At 69.5% G+C, this 18,722-nt stretch carries 15 protein-coding genes; 7 read left to right on the top strand and 8 right to left on the bottom strand.

Translation table 11 applies throughout. The features are described from left to right. The first annotated feature begins 2 nt into the window (after window positions 1-2). Window positions 3-1,847 (top strand): RICIN domain-containing protein, encoded by a 1,845-nt coding sequence (locus ACFY1U_RS12625; RefSeq protein ID WP_390694117.1) that lies wholly within the window; start codon window positions 3-5, stop codon window positions 1,845-1,847. A 243-nt stretch (window positions 1,848-2,090) separates the two neighbouring features. Beyond that, window positions 2,091-3,389: a phosphatidylserine/phosphatidylglycerophosphate/cardiolipin synthase family protein gene (locus ACFY1U_RS12620; RefSeq protein ID WP_390694116.1), complete on the top strand. Its 1,299-nt coding sequence runs from the start codon at window positions 2,091-2,093 to the stop codon at window positions 3,387-3,389. A gap of 238 nt (window positions 3,390-3,627) precedes the next feature. Here the strand turns inward: ACFY1U_RS12620 and ACFY1U_RS12615 are convergent, their stop codons facing one another. Further along, on the bottom strand, window positions 3,628-4,353 hold the full coding sequence (locus ACFY1U_RS12615) for a TetR/AcrR family transcriptional regulator (RefSeq protein ID WP_390694115.1): 726 nt from the start codon (window positions 4,351-4,353) through the stop codon (window positions 3,628-3,630). Between the two features lie 129 nt (window positions 4,354-4,482). On the opposite strand from ACFY1U_RS12615, the gene ACFY1U_RS12610 reads away from it, so the two are divergent. After that, window positions 4,483-6,306 carry a glycoside hydrolase family 15 protein gene (locus ACFY1U_RS12610; protein WP_390694516.1) on the top strand — a complete coding sequence of 608 codons (1,824 nt, stop codon included), beginning with the start codon at window positions 4,483-4,485 and terminating at the stop codon, window positions 6,304-6,306. Here the strand turns inward: ACFY1U_RS12610 and galE are convergent. The 7 genes from galE to iolC all read right to left on the bottom strand — a co-directional run bounded on the left by galE (window position 6,254) and on the right by iolC (window position 14,484). Then, on the bottom strand, window positions 6,254-7,354 hold the full coding sequence (galE, locus tag ACFY1U_RS12605) for a UDP-glucose 4-epimerase GalE (RefSeq protein ID WP_390694113.1): 1,101 nt from the start codon (window positions 7,352-7,354) through the stop codon (window positions 6,254-6,256). The genes ACFY1U_RS12610 and galE overlap by 53 nt on opposite strands. Window positions 7,355-7,449: 95 nt before the next feature. Then, window positions 7,450-8,232, bottom strand: coding sequence for a GntR family transcriptional regulator (locus ACFY1U_RS12600; RefSeq protein ID WP_390694112.1), 783 nt, complete (start codon window positions 8,230-8,232; stop codon window positions 7,450-7,452). Between the two features lie 32 nt (window positions 8,233-8,264). Next, window positions 8,265-9,767, bottom strand: coding sequence for a CoA-acylating methylmalonate-semialdehyde dehydrogenase (locus tag ACFY1U_RS12595; protein ID WP_390694111.1), 1,503 nt, complete (start codon window positions 9,765-9,767; stop codon window positions 8,265-8,267). A 38-nt stretch (window positions 9,768-9,805) separates the two neighbouring features. Further along, on the bottom strand, window positions 9,806-11,683 hold the full coding sequence (gene iolD / locus ACFY1U_RS12590) for a 3D-(3,5/4)-trihydroxycyclohexane-1,2-dione acylhydrolase (decyclizing) (RefSeq protein WP_390694110.1): 1,878 nt from the start codon (window positions 11,681-11,683) through the stop codon (window positions 9,806-9,808). Next, on the bottom strand, window positions 11,683-12,597 hold the full coding sequence (gene iolB, locus ACFY1U_RS12585) for a 5-deoxy-glucuronate isomerase (protein WP_390694109.1): 915 nt from the start codon (window positions 12,595-12,597) through the stop codon (window positions 11,683-11,685). Before iolB ends, iolD begins: the two co-directional genes overlap by 1 nt. A gap of 16 nt (window positions 12,598-12,613) precedes the next feature. After that, entirely contained in the window at window positions 12,614-13,492 is an 879-nt protein-coding gene (locus ACFY1U_RS12580) for a deoxyribose-phosphate aldolase (protein ID WP_123968947.1), read from the bottom strand. A 14-nt stretch (window positions 13,493-13,506) separates the two neighbouring features. Further along, window positions 13,507-14,484 (bottom strand): 5-dehydro-2-deoxygluconokinase, encoded by a 978-nt coding sequence (gene iolC / locus ACFY1U_RS12575; protein WP_390694108.1) that lies wholly within the window; start codon window positions 14,482-14,484, stop codon window positions 13,507-13,509. Between the two features lie 294 nt (window positions 14,485-14,778). On the opposite strand from iolC, the gene ACFY1U_RS12570 reads away from it, so the two are divergent. The 4 genes from ACFY1U_RS12570 to ACFY1U_RS12555 are packed head-to-tail and all read left to right on the top strand — an operon-like array spanning window position 14,779 to window position 18,699. Further along, on the top strand, window positions 14,779-15,798 hold the full coding sequence (locus ACFY1U_RS12570) for a sugar ABC transporter substrate-binding protein (protein WP_390694107.1): 1,020 nt from the start codon (window positions 14,779-14,781) through the stop codon (window positions 15,796-15,798). Then, window positions 15,798-16,874 carry an ABC transporter permease gene (locus ACFY1U_RS12565; RefSeq protein WP_390694106.1) on the top strand — a complete coding sequence of 359 codons (1,077 nt, stop codon included), beginning with the start codon at window positions 15,798-15,800 and terminating at the stop codon, window positions 16,872-16,874. Before ACFY1U_RS12570 ends, ACFY1U_RS12565 begins: the two co-directional genes overlap by 1 nt. Window positions 16,875-16,880: 6 nt before the next feature. Continuing rightward, window positions 16,881-17,795 (top strand): ATP-binding cassette domain-containing protein, encoded by a 915-nt coding sequence (locus ACFY1U_RS12560; RefSeq protein WP_390694105.1) that lies wholly within the window; start codon window positions 16,881-16,883, stop codon window positions 17,793-17,795. 1 nt (window position 17,796) lies between these two features. Then, window positions 17,797-18,699, top strand: coding sequence for a sugar phosphate isomerase/epimerase family protein (locus ACFY1U_RS12555; RefSeq protein WP_390694104.1), 903 nt, complete (start codon window positions 17,797-17,799; stop codon window positions 18,697-18,699). Window positions 18,700-18,722 lie beyond the last annotated feature (23 nt).

Here is an 18,722-nt window from a genome sequence, read left to right as displayed (position 1 = left end):
CCATGAAATCGCCCTGGACACCTCCGAGGCCCGCCACCCGCACCGGACGCCGAGCCACCTCGGCCGTCGCCGTACTCCTGGCCGCGCTGGCCACGACCCTGGTGCCCGCCGGCCCGTCGCAGGCCGCGGACACCAGCGTCACCGTCGACTTCGCCACCGCCGGAGGCGCCCCGACCTACCGGGCGTCGGGCACCCTGTACGGGATGACTCCCGACGGCTCGCTGCCGCAGGACCACTTCTACAAGGACATCAAGTGGAAGTTCGAGCGGGCCGGCGGCGCCCAGCTCAACAGCGGCGGCTACGGCACCAGCCTCGCCGCCTACCAGACCCGCTGGAACGCCACCCTTGCCCAGTACAAGCGCACCAAGGCGCTCGGCGGCACGTTCGTCCTCCTGCCTCACGACCTGTGGGGCTCCGACAGCACCACGACCCAGCCCTTCCCCGGTGACAACGGCGACTGGACCCAGTTCGACAACTTCGTCAACCAGCTGTTCTCCGACGTCAAGGCCAACAACATGACGGTGGAGTGGGACCTCTGGAACGAGCCCAACGGCCAGGGATTCTGGCCCCGGCCGGAGACCCAGTACCTCCAGATGTGGTCCCGCTTCTACGCCGCCGTCCGCACCAACTTCCCCGGCCAGCTCATCGTCGGCCCCAGCTACTCCCAGAACCCCGAGAACAACACGTGGTGGCAGGCCTTCATGCCGTACGTCAAGGCCAACAACGCCGTCCCCGACATCTGGAGCTGGCACGCCGAGGACGGTGACCCCGTCGCCGACGCCCACGCCATGGACAGCCTGCTCTCCTCCTACGGCCTCACCAACCACCGGCCGTACCAGATCAACGAATACGCCAGGAAGGCCCTGCAGAGCCCCGGCGGCGGCGCCTGGTACATCAGCCGCCTGGAGCGGGCCGGTGCCGACGGCCTGCGCGGCAACTGGGGGTCGGGCACCGCACTGCACGACTACGAGGCCAACCTGCTCACCAAGAACAGCGCCGGCCAGTACCTGCCGCGCGGCGAGTGGTTCATGTACCGCTACTACGGCTCCCAGACGGGCACCATCGTCAACCTCGTGCCCGGCACCAACACCGACGGCTTCGCCACCAAGGACAACACCGCCAAGAACGCCAGGATCCTCATAGGCAGCAACGGCAACACCGGTAACGTCACGGTCAACCTCAACCGGCTGGACACCACCTCGGTCGTGGAGAACGGCCAAGTCCGAGCCGTCATCCAGCGCCTCCCCAACAGCAACGGCGTCGCCGGACCCAGCACCGTCTCCGACACCGACCTGACCGTCAGCAACAACGCCGCCTCGGTGACCCTCCCCTACACCAACGCCACGGACGGCTACACCATCACCCTGCTCCCGCCGTCCAACACCACCATCTCCACGGTCGCCCTCAGCGAGAACAGCGGCCAGTGCCTGGACGACACCAACCTCAGCACCGCCAACGGCACCCAGTACCAGCAGTACTACTGCGAGGGCGGCTACCAGCAGATGCTGGACTTCAAGCCGGTCGCCGGACGGGCGAACACCTACACGATCGTGAACGAGCACAGCGGCAAGTGCCTGGACGTCGCGAGTGCTTCCACCGCCGACGGCGCCGCCGTCATCCAGTACACCTGCAACGGCGCTACCAACCAGATGTTCACCCTCAACCCGGTCACCGCGCTCGGCATCAGCCAGGACTACCAGCTGGTCGCCGCACACAGCGGCAAATGCGTCGACGTCAGCAGTGTCTCGAAGACGGCAGGCGCGCTGATCCACCAGTGGCCCTGTGACCCCGCGAGCGCACTGAGCACCAAGAAGAACCAGATCTGGCGGCTCGTCGGCAAGAGCTGACGGTTCGTCTCAGACGTATGGGTGTGGCCGTTCGGTGTCGCTGCCGGACGGCCACACCTGCTGTGCGCTGCTGAGGGCTTCGAGGCCGGGTGTGCTGCCCACCACCGTGGAGTTCCCCGATGCTCCGAATGCCTGGACTCTCCCGTCGCTCGCCGTGCCCCTGCCCCACAAAGTGACCTCGCCCGGCACAGAGTGATCTCGCCACTTCCGTGCTCCCTCCCGACTCCTGAGGAAAAGGCGACGATGACCCGTTCGACCGTGGGCCCGCAGCCGGCTCGCCCCCGCCGTGTGCTGGCGCCCGTCGCCGTGGTCCTGTACCTGGTGGCCGCACTCCTGGTCGGCGGCGCGACACCCGCGGCCGCACTGACCAAGCCGGTCATCAACGGCCCCGTGTTCAACGATCCGCTGGGCACGCCGGCACAGCAGAAGGCGATCTTCACCCAGCTCGTCCGGCTGATCGACGCGACGCCCGCCGGTGCGACGATCCGCGGCTCGATGTACGAGTTCCAGGACCAGGAGGTCGCCGACGCGCTGCTCGCCGCCGACCAGCGTGGCGTCAACGTCAAGCTCATCGTCGACGAGTCGACCTACGAGGGCGCTGCGGGCGTCGCGTACGACAACCCGGTGTACCAGGCCCTCAAGGCCGGCCTCGGAAACAATGACGCCGCGCGCTCCTGGATCGTCGTCTGTGACGACAAGTTCGAGGACGACGACGGCGTGGACGACGTCGTGCGCGGCTGCCTGAGCGTCGCCCCGCCCGCGCCGGCGTACAACCACAACAAGTACTTCATCTTCTCGAGGATCGGGCCCTTCGACGACGGCACCAGCTACTCGAAGGTCGTCTTCCAGACCTCCTCGAACCTCTCCGACTGGTACAAGGTCGAGTCCTTCAACGACGCCGTGACCTTCGTGAACGCCGCCGTCTACGACGGCTACGCGTCCTACCACGAGAAGCAGCGCGCCGGGCGCTACCTCGCACGCGGCAACAACCACGTGTACTTCTCCACCCCGACCGGCTCGACCTACCGGGCCTTCTTCTTCCCGCGCGGTGACGCCTCGTACAACAACCCGGCCACCGACACCATCGTCAACGCCCTGAACGAGGTCAGCTGCGCCTACACCGGTACGGACGGGAAACGGCACCAGACCGACATCCGCATCGTGGTGCACGCCTTCTACGGCTCGCGCATCCAGGTCGCCGACAAGCTGGCCCAACTGCGCGGCCGGGGCTGCTGGATCGACATCATCTACGCCGAGAGCGACTCCAAGATCACCAACAGGCTGACGGCCGCCGGCATCCAGCACCGCAGGTGCCGCATCCCCAACGGCCCGGGAATCGACGTCCGTCCGCACAACAAGGAGATCCTGATCGACGGTGACTTCGGCGGCAGCATCACACCGCGCGTCTACACCGGCAGTGCCAATCTGGCCGGGTCGTCGCTGCGCTCGGCGGACGAGGCGATCGTGCGGATCGTCAGCGCGTCGTACCACGCCAAGTATCTGAGCACGTTCTACAAGATCCGCTCCGCGTGCGGCGGTTGACGGTTTCGTCACCTCCGCGGTGTCTGCTCGGACCGGAGCCCGGTAGCCGGCCCGGGACGCCGCCGGGGATCTGCTCGCCGAGCCAGAACGCGTACGAGCCCTTGAACAGGAAGACCGGTGCCGTCCACGCCCGATACGGACGGTTCGTCGGAGGTGTAGAGGCCGTACGTGTCGGTCGCCCGGGGAGCTGCATCAGCTCGGTCTCCGCCACCGTCGAAGAATGCGTTCCGACGGACGCCTACTCCCCGGCGATCTCCCCGAACCGGTCGAGCAGCGCGTCGAGGCCCGCGGCAAGGCCCTCCGGTCCGCCCGGCTCGGTGAGGGCGGGGGCCGCCTCGCGCAGCCCGGGCAGCTCCTGGGGCGGCATGCGATGCAGCCCGAGACGGAACGCCGGGTCCTGCTCGTCGGGGTTGTCCACCATCGGCCGCAGCTCCACGGACACATAGCCCAGCAGCCAGGCCGTGAAGGCCCGGAAGACGGCCGCCGTACCGGCCTCGTCGAGCCCGGCTCGCCCGAGCAGCGCGAGCACCCTCTCGTGGTCCTTGAGCACGGCGAGCGGCCGCTGTGCGAGCGGAACGGCGAGCATGCGGGTGGTGAGCAGCGGGACCGCCCGGGGGTGGGCGAGGCAGACGTCGTAGGTGGCGCGGGCGATGCGGTGGAGTTCGCCGCGCCACGACGGCGCCTCGGCCGCGGCATCCGTCTCGGCGGTGAGGCGTTCCTCGAGCTCCAGGTACAGCGCTTCGACCAGGCCGTCGAGAAGCGCGTCCTTGCTCGCCGCGTACCGGTAGAGCGCCATCGCCTCCACACCGAGCTCGGCGCCGAGGCGGCGCATGCTCAACGCCGAGAGGCCGTCACGGTCGACCAACTCCAGGGCGGCGGCAAGTACGCGATCCCGGCTGAGCCTGCCGTAACGGCCGCGGTCACTGGCGCGCCGCGCGGGTCCCGGTACGGGGGGCTTCACCATCGCCCTGCCTCCTCGTTTCGTGGATTGACTGCGGTCGCCACGCGCGTAGGATATACGTATACATCGTAAATATACGGTGTCCCGAAGGCCTGGTCCGTAAGAGCGGCATACGGCGAGGCGATGTCACCCGTGAACACCCCCATCGAGGACTACGCCCTCCTCAGCGACCTGGAAACCGCCGCCATGATCGGCCGGGACGGTTCCGTCGACTGGCTGTGTCTGCCCCGCTTCGACTCGCCCGCCTGTCTGGCCGCGCTGCTCGGCACGCCGGACAACGGATTCTGGCGGGTCGCCCCCCTTGGCGGCGCCCGGTGCACGCACCGGTCCTACCGGCCGGACACCCTGGTCCTGGACTCGTGCTGGGAGACCCCGTCGGGGGTTGTGCGGGTCACGGACTTCATGCCGCCGCGTGCGGGGGTGCCTTGTCTGGTCCGGGTGGTGGAGGGCCTCTCGGGCTCCGTGTCCATGCGCAGCGAGGTGCGGCTGCGCTTCCACCAGGGACGGGTCGTGCCCTGGGTCCGGGCCGTCGACCGGTGCGCGGTGGCGGTCGCCGGCCCGGATGCCGTCTGGCTCGGGGCGGATGGGGCAGTACGCGTGGCCGGGGACGGGGAAGCCACGGTGTACGACTTCACCGTCCTGGCCGGACGGCGGCTGGCGTTGACCCTCGTGTGGTCACCCTCGCACCTGCCCGAACCGCCCGCGCCGCTGTGTGCGCCCGCCGAGACACTGCTCAAGGAGACCAGCGACTTCTGGCGCCGCTGGGCTGCCCAGTGCCGCTACGACGGGCCGTGGCGGGACGCCGTGATGCGGTCCCTGATCACCCTCAAGGCCCTCACCTACGCCCCCACCGGTGGCATAGTGTCCGCGCCGACCACCTCCCTCCCCGGCTGCATCGGCGGCGAGCGCAACTGGGACTACCGGTACTGCTGGCTGCGCGATTCCACGTTCGCCCAGTCCTGCCTCCTGCACAGCGGCTACCGGGAGGAGGCGACGGCCTGGCTGGACTGGCTGGTGCGGGCCATCGCCGGCAACCCGTGCGATCTGCAGACCGTGTACGGCGTCGGCGGGCAGCGCCTGCTGCCCGAGACCGAGGCGCCGTGGCTGGCCGGCTACGAGGGTTCGCGGCCCGTCCGGTTCGGCAACTCCGCGGCGAACCAGTTCCAGCTGGACGTGTACGGCGAGGTCCTCGACACCTTCTGCCTGTCGCTGCGCGCCGGCATTCCGATGCCGGCCCATGTGTGGAATCTGGTGGAGGCGATGATGGGCTATCTGCAGCGGCACTGGCGCGAACCGGATCAGAGCCTGTGGCAAATGCGAGGCCCCCGGCGGCAGTTCGTGCACTCCAAGGTCATGGCCTGGGTGGCCGCCGACCGCGCCCTGCGGATGGGGGAGCTGCTCGGCCGCAACGGCTCCTCCGGCGAATGGCGCGCCATGCGGGACGAGGTGCACCGCCAGGTCTGCCAGGAGGGCTGGGATTCCAGGCAGTGCAGCTTTGTGCAGTCCTACGGCTCGTCGGCGCTGGACGCCTCGGTCCTGCTGATGCCCCGGCTCGGCTTCCTGCCCGCCCGCGACCAGCGGATGCGCGGCACCGTCCGCGCGATGCGGCGGCTCGATCTCGGGGGCTTCGTGCGGCGCTACGCGTCGGACGGCGACGGTGTCCATGCCGTGGACGGTGTGCACGGCTCGGAGGGCGCCTTCGTGTCGTGCTCCCTCTGGTACGCGGACGTCCTTGCCGCGACCGGCCACGTCGAACAGGCCCGAGATCTCTTCGAGCGGGTGCTCGCTGTGCGCAATGACGTCGGCCTGCTCTCGGAGCAGTGGGATCCCGACGCGGGCCGCCAACTGGGCAACGCGCCCAAGGCGTTGAGCCACATCGCCCTGGTGGAGACGGCGTTCGCCCTCAGGGCTTCGGATGCGGGCGCCGCTCGGCACCGGCGTACCCGTGCGGGTTGAGCCGCTGGAAGTGCCACGCGTCCCGGCATATGTCCGCAAGAGTCCGAGTGGGCCGCCAGCCCCAGGCGCGGTTGACGGCGCTCGCGTCGGCAACGAGTGTGGCGACGTCTCCGGGACGGCGGGGCACGACTTCGTACGGAATGGGCTTGGTGCTGGCCTCGGAGAAGGCCTCGACCAGGTCCAGGACCGAAATGCCCTGTCCCAGGCCGAGATTGAACACATGCATGCCGGGAGCGTCGGCGAGGTGGTCGAGCGCGATGCGGTGCGCCGCGACCGTGTCCATGACGTGGATGTAGTCGCGGACGGCGGTGCCGTCGGGGGTGGGGTAGTCGCCGCCGAACACCCGCAGCCGCTTGCTGTGGCCGAGGGCGACCCGCGCCACGTGCGGCATGAGGTGGCCGGGGGCGCCCCGCGGGTCCTCGCCGAGCAGCCCGCTGGGATGCGCGCCGGCCGGGTTGAAGTGGCGCAGGCACAGCACCGTGTACTCGGGGCGGCGGCGGCAGACATCGGCGAGGATCTGCTCGCAGGCATACTTCGAAGCCGCGTAGGGGTTGGCCGGCCTGGCCGGGGTCGATTCGTCGAGTGGGCCCGCGCCCGCGTCGCCGTAGACCGAGCACGAGGAGGCGAACACGAGCCGGCGGACTCCGTGCTCGTGCATCATGCGCAGCAGGGAGGTGGTGCCGCCCACGTTGGTGTCGTAGTACTCGACCGGCGACTCGACCGATCCGCTCACGGACTTGAGCGCGGCGAAGTGCATGACGGCGTCCACGGGATGCCGGTCGAAGACGGCCGACAGGGCGCGCCGGTCCCGTATGTCCAGTTCGTAGACGGCCCCGACGAACCGGCCCGCGATCCGCTCCACCCGGGCGAAGACATGGGGTGTGCTGTTCACGTAGTCGTCGACCACGATCACCTCGTAACCGTGGTCGAGGAGCTCGACGCAGGCGTGACTGCCGATGAACCCGGCGCCCCCGGTGACGAGGACGGTGGACGGAGCCCAGGAGGGTGCGACCCCCCGGTGGGCGGGCGCTCGCCGGTCCTTGTCCACGGTTCCTCGTCGAGCCTGAGGAGAGTGACGTCGTATGTTTACGGCGTATATTCAGACAGTGCGCTTCTCGGCCCCCGGGAGTCAAGAGCGCCGGTTCACGGCCTCACCAGCAACTGGAAGTCGAACGCGTACCGCGACGCCCGATAGATGTGCGTCCCGTACTCCACCGGCCGCCCGGTGTCGTCATAGGCCGTGCGCTGCATGGTGAGCAGTGCCGCTCCCTCTTCCTCCTCCAGGCGGGTGGCCTCGTCGGCGGTGGCGGAGCGGGCGCCGATGGTCTGGCGGGCGCTGTGCAGGGTGATGCCGGCGGTGCGCATCATCCGGTACAGGCCGGTCGACTCCAGGCGGGCGGAGTCGAGCTCCAGCAGGGTCGCGGGAAGGTAGTTGCACAGCAGGGCGACCGGCTGGCCGTGGGTGAGGCGCAGCCGCTCCAGGACGATCACCTCGCTGCCCTCCGCGATGCCGAGCGCGGCCGCCACGTCGGGGGACGCCGGCTCGCGCTCGTTGCGCACCACCTGCGTGGTGGGGCCCTGCCCGGCCGACTCCAGGTCGTCGTAGAGGCTGCTGAGCTCCAGCGGGCGCTTGACCTGGCTGTGCACCACCTGTGTGCCGACCCCTCGACGGCGCACCAGCAGCCCCTTGTCGACCAGGGACTGGATGGCCTGGCGGACGGTGGGTCTGGACAGGCCCAGGCGCGCCGAGAGGTCGATCTCGTTGCCCAGGAGGTTGCCCGGCGCGAGGGCTCCGTGCTCGATCGCCGCCTCCAGCTGCTGGGCCAGCTGGTAGTACAGCGGCACCGGACTGCCCCGGTCCAGGGCGAAGTCCAGCGAGTCGACAGCGGCCGTCGCGGCACGAGTGGTGCCGCCGGTCCTCGCCATGGGCGTACCTCCCTCTGAGTGCTGACGAAACGTCAGGAGTGGCTGGGGAAACCGAGGTTGATGCCCGCGTCGGCCGGGTCCGGCCAGCGCGTGGTGATCACCTTCCCCTGCGTGTAGAAGGCGATGCCGTCGCCTCCGTAGATGTGCAGATCGCCGAAGAGGGAGTCCTTCCAGCCGCCGAAGGAGTGGTGGCCGACGGGGACCGGGATCGGCACGTTCACGCCGACCATGCCCGCCTTGACCTCCAGCTGGAAGCGGCGGGCGGCGCCGCCGTCCCGGGTGAAGATCGCGGTGCCGTTGCCCCAGCGGGAGTCGTTGATCAGCTTGATGGCCTCGTCGTACGACTCCGCACGGACCACGGCGAGGACCGGGCCGAAGATCTCGTCCCGGTACGCGTCCGCCGTCAGCGGCACCTTGTCCAGCAGCGATACGCCGAGGAAGAAGCCGTCCGCGCACTCGGGGTGTCCCTCGACCGAGTAGCCGGTGCCGTCGACCACGACCTCCGCGCCCTGCTCGGCGGCCGACGACACGTACGACGCCACCTTGTCGCGGTGCTCGCGCGTGATCAGCGGGCCCATCTCGGACGTCGGGTCGTTGCCGGGGCCGATCTTCAGGCTCTTCGCCCGCTCGGCGATCCTGGCGACCAGCTCGTCGCCCGTGTCGCCGACCGCGACCACGACCGACACCGCCATGCAGCGCTCGCCCGCCGAGCCGTACGCCGCGTTGATCGCCTGGTCGGCCGCGAAGTCCAGGTCGGCGTCCGGCAGCACCAGCATGTGGTTCTTCGCGCCGCCCAGAGCCTGGACGCGCTTGCCGTGCTCGACCGCCTTGAGCTGGATGTACTTGGCGATCGGCGTCGAACCGACGAAGGAGACCGCCTCGACGTCCGGGTGCTCCAGCAGGCGGTCCACGGCCACCTTGTCGCCCTGCACGATGTTCAGGACGCCGTCCGGGAGCCCCGCCTCGGTGGCCAGTTCGGCCAGGCGGAAGGAGGCCGAGGGGTCCTTCTCGCTCGGCTTGAGCACGAAGGTGTTGCCGCACGCGATGGCCAGCGGGAACATCCACATCGGCACCATGGCCGGGAAGTTGAACGGCGTGATGCCCGCGACCACACCCAGCGGCTGACGGATCGAGGCGACGTCCACTCGGGTGGAGACCTGCGTCGACAGCTCGCCCTTCAGCTGAACGCTGATCCCGCAGGCCAGCTCGACGATCTCCATGCCGCGCGCGACCTCGCCGAGCGCGTCGGAGTGCACCTTGCCGTGCTCGGCGGTGATCAGCTCGGCGATCTCGTCGCGGTGCGCGTCGAGCAGCTCGCGGTACTTGAACAGGATCGCGGTGCGCTTGGCCAGCGAGGAGGAACCCCAGGTCTCGAAGGCGGCCCTGGCGGAGGCGACGGCGGTGTCCACCTCGTCGACGGTGGCGAATCCGACCTGCTTCTCCTGCGCGCCGGTCGCCGGGTTGTACACGGCGCCGTGGCGGCCCGAGGCGGACTCGACGGGCTTTCCGTCGATCCAGTGGGTGATGGTCTTCATGGTGCGGGGGCCTTTCACAAAGGGTTGTGCGGGGGAGGTCAGAGGTGGCGGCGCTGCCCGGCGACCTGCCGGTCGTACTCCTCGCGGGCGTGTACGGCGGCCTCGCGGGACGCGGTCGCGGCGACCGGCACGTCCCACCAGGCCTCGGCCGGGGGAGCGGTCGGGCCGGCGGTGTCGGTCTCGACGTAGACGCAGGTCGGGCGGGCGGAGGCGCGGGCCGCGGCGAGCGCCTCGCGCAGTTCGCGGACCGTCTTGGCACGCAGCACGTCCATGCCGAGGCTGCCCGCGTTGGCGGCGAGGTCCACGGGGAGCGGGGCGCCGGAGAAGGTGCCGTCGGCGGCCCGGTAGCGGTAGGCGGTGCCGAAGCGCTCGCCGCCGACCGACTCGGAGAGGCCGCCGATGGAGGCGTAGCCGTGGTTCTGGATCAGGACGAGGTTGACGGGCAGGCCCTCCTGGACGGCCGTGACGATCTCGGTCGGCATCATGAGGTACGTGCCGTCGCCGACCAGGGACCAGACCGGGGTGTCGGGGGCGGCCTGCTGGACTCCGATGCCGGCCGGGATCTCATAGCCCATGCAGGAGTAGCCGTACTCCAGGTGGTATTGGCGCCTGCTGCGGGCCCGCCAGAGCTTGTGCAGGTCGCCGGGGAGCGAACCGGCCGCGTTGATCACCACGTCGTCCTCGCCGACCACCGCGTCCAGGGCGCCGAGCACCTGGGTCTGCGTGGGTACGGCGTTCTCGTCGGCGGCGGTGAAAGCGGCGTCAACCACCTGCTCCCAGCTTTCCTTGCCGGCGCGGTACTCGGCCTCGTAAACCGAGTTCACACGATGACCGGCGAGAGCCTCCGTCAACGCTGTGAGCCCCGCACGCGCGTCGCAGACGACCGTCCGCGCCGCCAGCTTGTGAGCATCGAACGCGGCGATGTTGAGGTTGACGAACCGGACCTCCGGCCGCTGGAAGAGCGTGTGGGAGGCGGTGGTGAAGTCCGTGTAGCGCGTTCCGACACCGATGACCAGGTCGGCCGTCCGCGCGATGTCGTCGCAGACCGCCGTGCCGGTGTGGCCGATGCCGCCGAGGTCGGCAGGGTGGTCGTGGCGCAGCGAGCCCTTGCCTGCCTGGGTCGAGGCGACCGGGATACCGGTGGCGTCCACCAGCGCCTTGAGGGCCTCCTCGGCCTCACTGTGGTGGATGCCGCCGCCCGCGACGATCAGCGGACGCTCGGCGGCCCGGATCGCCGCCACCGCTTCCGCGAGCTCGTACGGGTCGGGCGCGGGCCGCCGTACGTGCCACACGCGTTCGGCGAAGAACTCCTCCGGCCAGTCGTACGCCTCGGCCTGCACGTCCTGGGGGAGCGCCAGAGTTACGGCACCGGTCTCGGCCGGGTCGGCGAGGACCCGCATGGCGTTGAGCGCGGAGGGGATCAGGGCCTCGGGGCGGGTGATGCGGTCGAAGTACCGTGACACCGGGCGCAGGGTGTCGTTGACCGACACATCCGCCTCGGTCGGGTGCTCCAGCTGCTGCAGCAGCGGGTCGGCGACCCGGGTGGCGAAGTAGTCGCCGGGCAGCAGCAGGACCGGCAGGCGGTTGATCGTCGCGAGCGCGGCGCCGGTGACCAGGTTCGTGGCGCCCGGGCCGATGGACGTCGTGACCGCCTGTGCGGACAGACGGTCGAGCTGGCGGGCGTAGCCGACGGCAGCGTGCACCATGGCCTGCTCGTTACGGCCCTGGTGGTACGGCATCGTGTCCTCGCCCGCCTCCAGGAGGGCCTGCCCGATCCCGGCAACGTTGCCATGGCCGAAGATGCCCCAGGTGCCCGCGATCAGCCGCCGGCGCACGCCGTCGCGCTCGGTGTACTGGACGGACAGGAACCGCACCAGGGCCTGGGCGACGGTCAGGCGGCGGGTGGTGGTGCTCATCAGGACTTCTCCGGTGCCGTGTAGAGGGGGAGGCGGGGGTCGACGGGCTGCTCGGGCCAGGTGGAGCGGACCCAGGCGTGATCGGGGTGGTCGCAGATCAGCCAGGCACGCTCGGGCTCCGGGCCCGCCATGACGTTGAGGTAGTACATGTGGTGGCCGGGCACGGCCATGGAGGGCCCGTGCCAGCCGTCGGGGATCAGTACGACATCGCCGCCGCGCACCTCGGCCAGCACATCTGTGTTGCGGCCCTGCCCGGAGGGGGAGACCCGCTGGTAGCCGAGGCCGGGGACGCCGTCGTGGTCGGCGAACTCGAAGTAGTAGATCTCCTCGAGGACGGACTCCTCGCCGGGCCGGTGCTCGTCGTGCTTGTGCGGCGGGAACGACGACCAGTTGCCGCCCGGCGTGATCACCTCGACCGCGATGAGCTTGTCGCACTCAAAACCCTGTCCATCAGCGCCTCCGGCGCGGGCGGCTGCCCCGAAGTTGTTGACCTGGCGGGAGGAGTTCCCGGTGCCGCGCAGTTCCACCGGCACCGAGGAGGCCGGTCCGTAGCGGGCGGGCAGCCGCCGGGTGCAGCGCGCGCCGGTGAGCGCGAACCGTCCGCCACCGGCGGACGTGATCGTCGTACGGGCGTCCCTCGGTACGTATGCGAAATCGCTGACGGCGCTGAACACACTGTCACGGCCGGTGAGTTCGAAGGTGTCGTGGCCGAAGTCGTCGGCCGCCGCGACCGTGCAGCCGCCGCTGAGCGGCAGCACGATCCACTCGCTGTCGCCGGTGTCGAAGGTGTGCGCGCCGCCCGGCGGGAGCTCCAGCACACGCAGGCTGGAGTAGCCCCAGCCGGCCTTCTCCGGGGTGACGTCCACGACGTAGGGGCCGCCGAGGGCCTTGCCGGCGGGCAGGTGGTAGGTCATACAGCACTCCTCCGACTCACAGCAGTCCTACGGCCGTGTCGACCGCCGTCTCCACACTGCCCTCCGCCGGGTAGAGCAGCGACCGACCGACGACCATGCCCTGCACGGTCGGCAGCCTGAGGGCCTTGCGCCAGCGCTCGTACGCGCCCTCCTGATCCTCGCCCACCTCGCCGCCGAGCAGCACGGTCGGCAAAGTGGAGGTCTCCAGCACCTCGCCCATGTCGTCCGGGTCGTCGGTGACGGGCAGCTTCAGCCAGGTGTAGGCGGAGGTGCCGCCCAGGCCCGCGGCGATCGCTATGGACTTCGTGACGGCCTCGGCGGACAGGTCGTTGCTGACCCGGCCGTCGATCCGGCGGGAGAGGAACGGCTCGACGAACAGCGGCAGCCGGTGCGCCGCCATGTCGTCGATCGCGCGGGCCGTGGACTCCAGCGTGGTGAGCGAACCCGGGTCGTCGTAGTCGATGCGCAGCAGCAGCTTGCCCGCGTCGAAGCGGAGCCGGGCGATGTCCTCGGCGCGGTGGCCGGTGAAGCGGTCGTCCATCTCGAAGACGGCGCCCGCCAGGCCCCCGCGGTTCATCGACCCCATGACGACCTTGTTCTCCAGCACCCCGAGCAGGAGGAGGTCCTCCAGGATGTCGGCGGTGGCCAGCACCCCGTCCACGCCCGGCCGCGACAGCGCGATGCACAGGCGCTCCAGCAGCTCGGCGCGGCCGGCCATGGCGAGCCGCCGGTCACCGACGCCGAGGGCGCCGCGGGCCGGGTGGTCGGCGGCCACGATCATCAGGCGGCCGCTGTCGCCGATGAGCGGGCGGCGCGCGCGCCGGGCGGCCGCCTCGGCGACGGCCTCGGGATGGCGGGCCCTGACCGAGACGAGGTCGGGGATGCTGAGGGACAAGGGGAAGCTCCGTTTCAGAGGGTGGCTCGCGCGAGGAGGTCCTCGACCTCGGCCTCGGTGGGCATCGCGGAGGAGCAGGCGAGACGGGAGGCGACGAGGGCGCCGGCCGCGTTGGCGTACCGCATGATTTCGGCCAACTCCCATCCGGCCAGCAGGCCGTGCACGAGGGAGCCGCCGAAGGCGTCGCCCGCGCCGAGACCGTTGGCCACCTCGACCGGCACCGGTGGTACCTCGGCGCTGGTGCCGTCGCGGTGCACCGCGAGGACCCCCTTGGGGCCCTGCTTGACGACCGCCAGTTCCACGCCCGCCTCCAGCAGCGCCTCGGCGCAGGCCCGCGGCTCGCGGACGCCGGTGGCGACCTCGCACTCGTCGAGGTTTCCGACCGCGACCGTGACGTGCCGCAGCGCCTCCGTGTAATAGGGGCGGGCCTCGTCCGGGTCCTTCCAGGCCGAGTCATTCAACAGCGTGGGGCGCCAGTCGAGGTCGAAGACCGTCGTACCCGCCTTGTCGCGCGCCTTGAGGGCGGCGAGCGTGGCGGAGCGGCTGGGCTCCTGGCTCAGACCGGTGCCGGTGATCCAGAAGACCCGGCTCGCGCGGATGGCGAAGTAGTCCAGTTCCTCTGAATGTATCTCCAGGTCAGGAGCCTTTGGCTGCCGGTAGAAGTACAGGGGGAAGTCATCAGGAGGGAAGATCTCGCAGAAGGTCACCGGTGTCGGGTACGCGGCGACGGGCGCCACCCAGCGGTCGTCGACGCCGAACTCCTTCAGTGCCTCGTGCAGATAGGCGCCGAAGGGGTCGTCCCCGGTGCGGGTGATCACCGCGGTGTTCCGGCCGAGCCGGGCGGCGGCCACCGCCACGTTGGAGGCCGAACCGCCGAGGAACTTGCCGAAGGTCTCGACCCGGGCCAGGGGTACCCCCGACTGCAGCGGGTAGAGATCGACTCCGATACGGCCCATAGTGATCAAGTCGAAGGACTGGTCTGACTCGGCCATGCGCGACACTCCTCGAGCTGGTCTGGGGATGCGGGTCCCAGAGGGCCTGCCGCCCCACAGGTGTAGGCCTCGGAAGGTGACGCTGTCAATAGTTTGTACTTACATTCGGACTAGCTCGTGAAATGATGTCTTAACAAAGTATTGACAGCGGGCGCGGCCAGGGGTTTGATCCCGTCCCAGGCCGACCGCCGCGTTTGCGGCAGACGACCCGGGCATGCCAAGATCCCGGGCCGCTGGATCATCGTGATCCCCTCTCCCTTTCCAACCGCAACGCACAGTGAGGTGCCAGGAAAGATGGACCGCTCTTCTCACCCCCGCTCCCGCAGAATCGCCCCCGTTGTCGCGGTGGCCGCGGCGGCTGCCCTGACCCTCGCCGGCTGCTCCAGCAGCTCCGGGGGCAAGAAGTCCGAGGAGGGTGGCGCCAACGCATCGGCCGGCAAGGCCACCACGCCCCGGATGACGGTCGCTCTGGTCACGCACCAGTCGCCCGGCGACACCTTCTGGGACATCGTCCGCAAGGGTGCCGAGGCCGCCGCGGCCAAGGACAACATCAAGCTGATCTATTCGGCCGACCCGAACGCGGGCAACCAGTCCAACCTGGTGCAGAACGCGATCGACCAGAAGGTCGACGGCATCGCCATCACCCTGGCCAAGCCGGACGCCCTCAAGGCCGTCGTCGGCAAGGCGAAGTCGGCCGACATACCCGTCGTGGGCCTCAACTCCGGTGTCAGCGACTGGAAGAAGCTCGGCCTGATGGAGTTCTTCGGCCAGGACGAGTCCGTGGCCGGCGAGGCGTTCGGCAAGAAGCTCAACGACCTCGGCGCCAAGCACACCGTCTGTGTCATCCAGGAGCAGGGCAACGTCGGCCTGACCCAGCGCTGCGACGGCGTGAAGAAGACCTTCTCCGGCAAGACGGACGTCCTCTACGTCAACGGCACCGACATGCCGTCGGTGAAGTCGACGATCACCGCGAAGCTGAAGCAGGACTCCTCCATCGACTACGTCACCGCCCTCGGCGCCCCGTACGCGCTGACCGCGGTGCAGTCGGTCTCGGACGCCGGTTCCAAGGCCAAGGTCGCCACCTTCGACCTCAACAAGGACCTGACGACCGCCATCAGCAAGGGCACGATCCAGTTCGCGGTGGACCAGCAGCCCTACCTCCAGGGCTACCTGGCGATCGACTCGCTGTGGCTGTACAAGAACAACGGCAACTACATGGGCGGCGGTGAGCAGCCGGTGCTGACCGGTCCTGCGTTCGTCGACAAGTCCAATGTCGAGGCGGTCTCGAAGTTTGCCGCCAACGGAACCCGGTGATGAGTATGACCCAGCACGCCGAGCCGGCGGTGACCTCACCGCCGGCCCCCGGCCCCCAGGAGACGGACGGGCGAACCGCTGAGCGGCCTCTGGTCGTGCGGCTGTTGGCCCGGCCCGAGGTGGGTGTCTTCCTCGGTGCCGTCGCGGTGTACGTGTTCTTCCTGATCTCGGCGCCGCCGGTGCGTGACGCCAGTTCGATGGCGAACATCCTCTACCAGTCCTCGACGCTGGGCATCGTGACGATCCCGGTGGCGCTGCTGATGATCGGCGGGGAGTTCGACCTGTCGGCGGGTGTCGGGGTGATCACCTCGGCGCTGACCGCGGCCATGATCAGCTACCAGCTCACCATGAACGTGTGGGTGGGCGTGATCGCCGCGCTGGTCGTGTCCTTGGCGATCGGCTTCTTCAACGGCTGGATGGTCGTCAAGACCGGCCTGCCCAGCTTCCTGGTCACGCTGGGCACCTTCCTGATCCTGCAGGGCGTCAACCTGGCGGTGACCAAGCTGGTCACCGGGAACGTCGCCACCGACGACATCAGCAACATGGACGGCTTCGACCAGGCCAGGAAGCTCTTCGCCTCCAGCTTCGACATCGGCGGCGTGCAGGTGAAGATCACCGTGTTCTGGTGGCTGCTGTTCGCGGCGCTGGCGACCTGGGTGCTGCTGCGCACCAAGTACGGCAACTGGACCTTCGCAGTGGGCGGTAACAAGGAGAGCGCGCGGGCCGTCGGTGTGCCCGTGGCGTTCACCAAGATCAGTCTGTTCATGCTGGTGGGCTTCGGTGCCTGGTTCGTGGGCATGCACCAGCTGTTCACCTTCAACACCGTGCAGTCCGGCGAGGGCGTCGGCATCGAGCTGATCTACATCTCCGGCGCGGTGATCGGCGGCTGCCTGCTGACCGGCGGCTACGGCTCGGCGATCGGCCCGGTCTTCGGCGCGTTCATGTTCGGCATGGTGCAGCAGGGCATCGTCTACGCCGGCTGGAACCCCGACTGGTTCAAGGCCTTCCTCGGCGTCATGCTCCTCGGGGCCGTCCTGATCAATCTGTGGGTCCAGCGCACCATGACCCGAAGGTGACATGCGATGACAGACAACACCAGCAAAACCCACGGGGCCGTCCTCCACGACACCCCGCCCGAGAACGAGGGCGGCGCGATCGTCGAGCTGCGCAACGCGGGCAAGGCGTACGGCAACGTCCGGGCCCTGCACGGGGTGAGCCTCAAGGTCCACCCCGGCCAGGTCACCTGCGTGCTCGGTGACAACGGCGCCGGCAAGTCCACCCTGATCAAAATCATCTCCGGGCTGCACCAGCACACCGAGGGCGAGTTCCTCGTCGACGGCGCCCCGGTCCGCTTCACCACCCCCCGCGACGCCCTCGACCGCGGTATTGCCACCGTCTACCAGGACCTGGCGACCGTGCCGCTGATGCCGGTGTGGCGCAACTTCTTCCTCGGCTCCGAGATGACCAAGGGCCCCTGGCCGATCCGGCGCCTGGACATCGAGAAGATGAAGAAGACCGCGGACCACGAGCTGCGGGAGATGGGCATCGTCCTGGACAACCTGGAACAGCCCATCGGCACCCTCTCCGGCGGCCAGCGCCAGTGCGTGGCCATCGCCCGCGCCGTCTACTTCGGCGCCCGCGTCCTCATCCTCGACGAGCCCACCGCCGCCCTCGGCGTCAAGCAGTCCGGCGTGGTGCTGAAGTACATCGCCGCGGCCCGAGAGCGCGGCCTGGGTGTCATCTTCATCACCCACAACCCGCACCACGCCTACATGGTCGGCGACCACTTCAGCGTGCTGCGCCTGGGCACCATGGAACTGTCCGCCGAACGCTCCCGGATCACCCTGGAAGAACTGACCAACCACATGGCCGGCGGCGCCGAACTCGCCGCGCTCAAGCACGAACTGTCCCAGGTCAGCGGCGTCGACGTCGAGGAACTCCCGGAGAAGGAAGACCTCACCGCACCCGTGGCGACAAGCCCGGAAGGAACCTCCTGACATGGCTGGTGCTCTGGACCGCATCCGGGTCGGATCGGCCCCCGACTCCTGGGGTGTCTGGTTCCCCGACGACCCCCAGCAGGTGCCCTGGGAACGCTTCCTCGACGAGGTCGCCGAGGCCGGCTACTCATGGATCGAGCTGGGCCCGTACGGCTATCTGCCGACCGACCCGGCCCGTCTCACCGACGAGATCGGCAAGCGAGACCTGAAGGTCTCGGCGGGCACGGTCTTCACCGGCCTGCACCGCGGCCCCTCCGTCTGGGAGTCCACCTGGGAGCACGTCAGCCAGGTCGCGGCGCTCACCCAGGCGATGGGCGCGAAGCATCTCGTCGTCATCCCGTCCTTCTGGCGGGACGACAAGACGGCCGAGATCCTGGAGCCGCCGGAGCTGACCGGCGAGCAGTGGGCGTACCTCACCAAGGGCATGGAGCGGCTCGGGCACGAGGTGAAGGAGGCGTACGGCCTCGACATCGTCGTGCACCCGCACGCCGACACCCACATCGACACCGAGGACCACGTCGAGCGCTTCCTCGACTCGACCGACTCCGAACTGGTCAACCTGTGCCTGGACACCGGGCACTACGCCTACTGCGGCGGCGACAGCGTCAAGCTGATCGAGACCTACGGCGAACGCATCGGCTATCTGCACCTCAAGCAGGTCGACCCGCAGATCCTCGCCGACGTGACTGCCAAGGGCACACCGTTCGGGCCTGCCGTGGCGCAGGGAGTGATGTGCGAACCGCCCGCCGGGGTCCCGGAGCTGGGGCCGGTGATGGAGGCCGCGCAGAAGCTCGGCGTGGAGCTGTTCGCCATCGTCGAGCAGGACATGTACCCGTGCGAGCCGGACAAGCCGCTGCCGATCGCGGTGCGCACCCGTAAGTTCCTGAGGTCCTGCGGCGCCTGACCTCCGAAGGGGGACGATCGACC

Origin of the sequence: Streptomyces sp. NPDC001351, from assembly GCF_042896045.1 — a bacterium.
In the GTDB taxonomy this organism is placed as follows: Bacteria; Actinomycetota; Actinomycetes; order Streptomycetales; family Streptomycetaceae; genus Streptomyces.
This window is presented reverse-complemented; position numbering and strand designations above follow the sequence as displayed.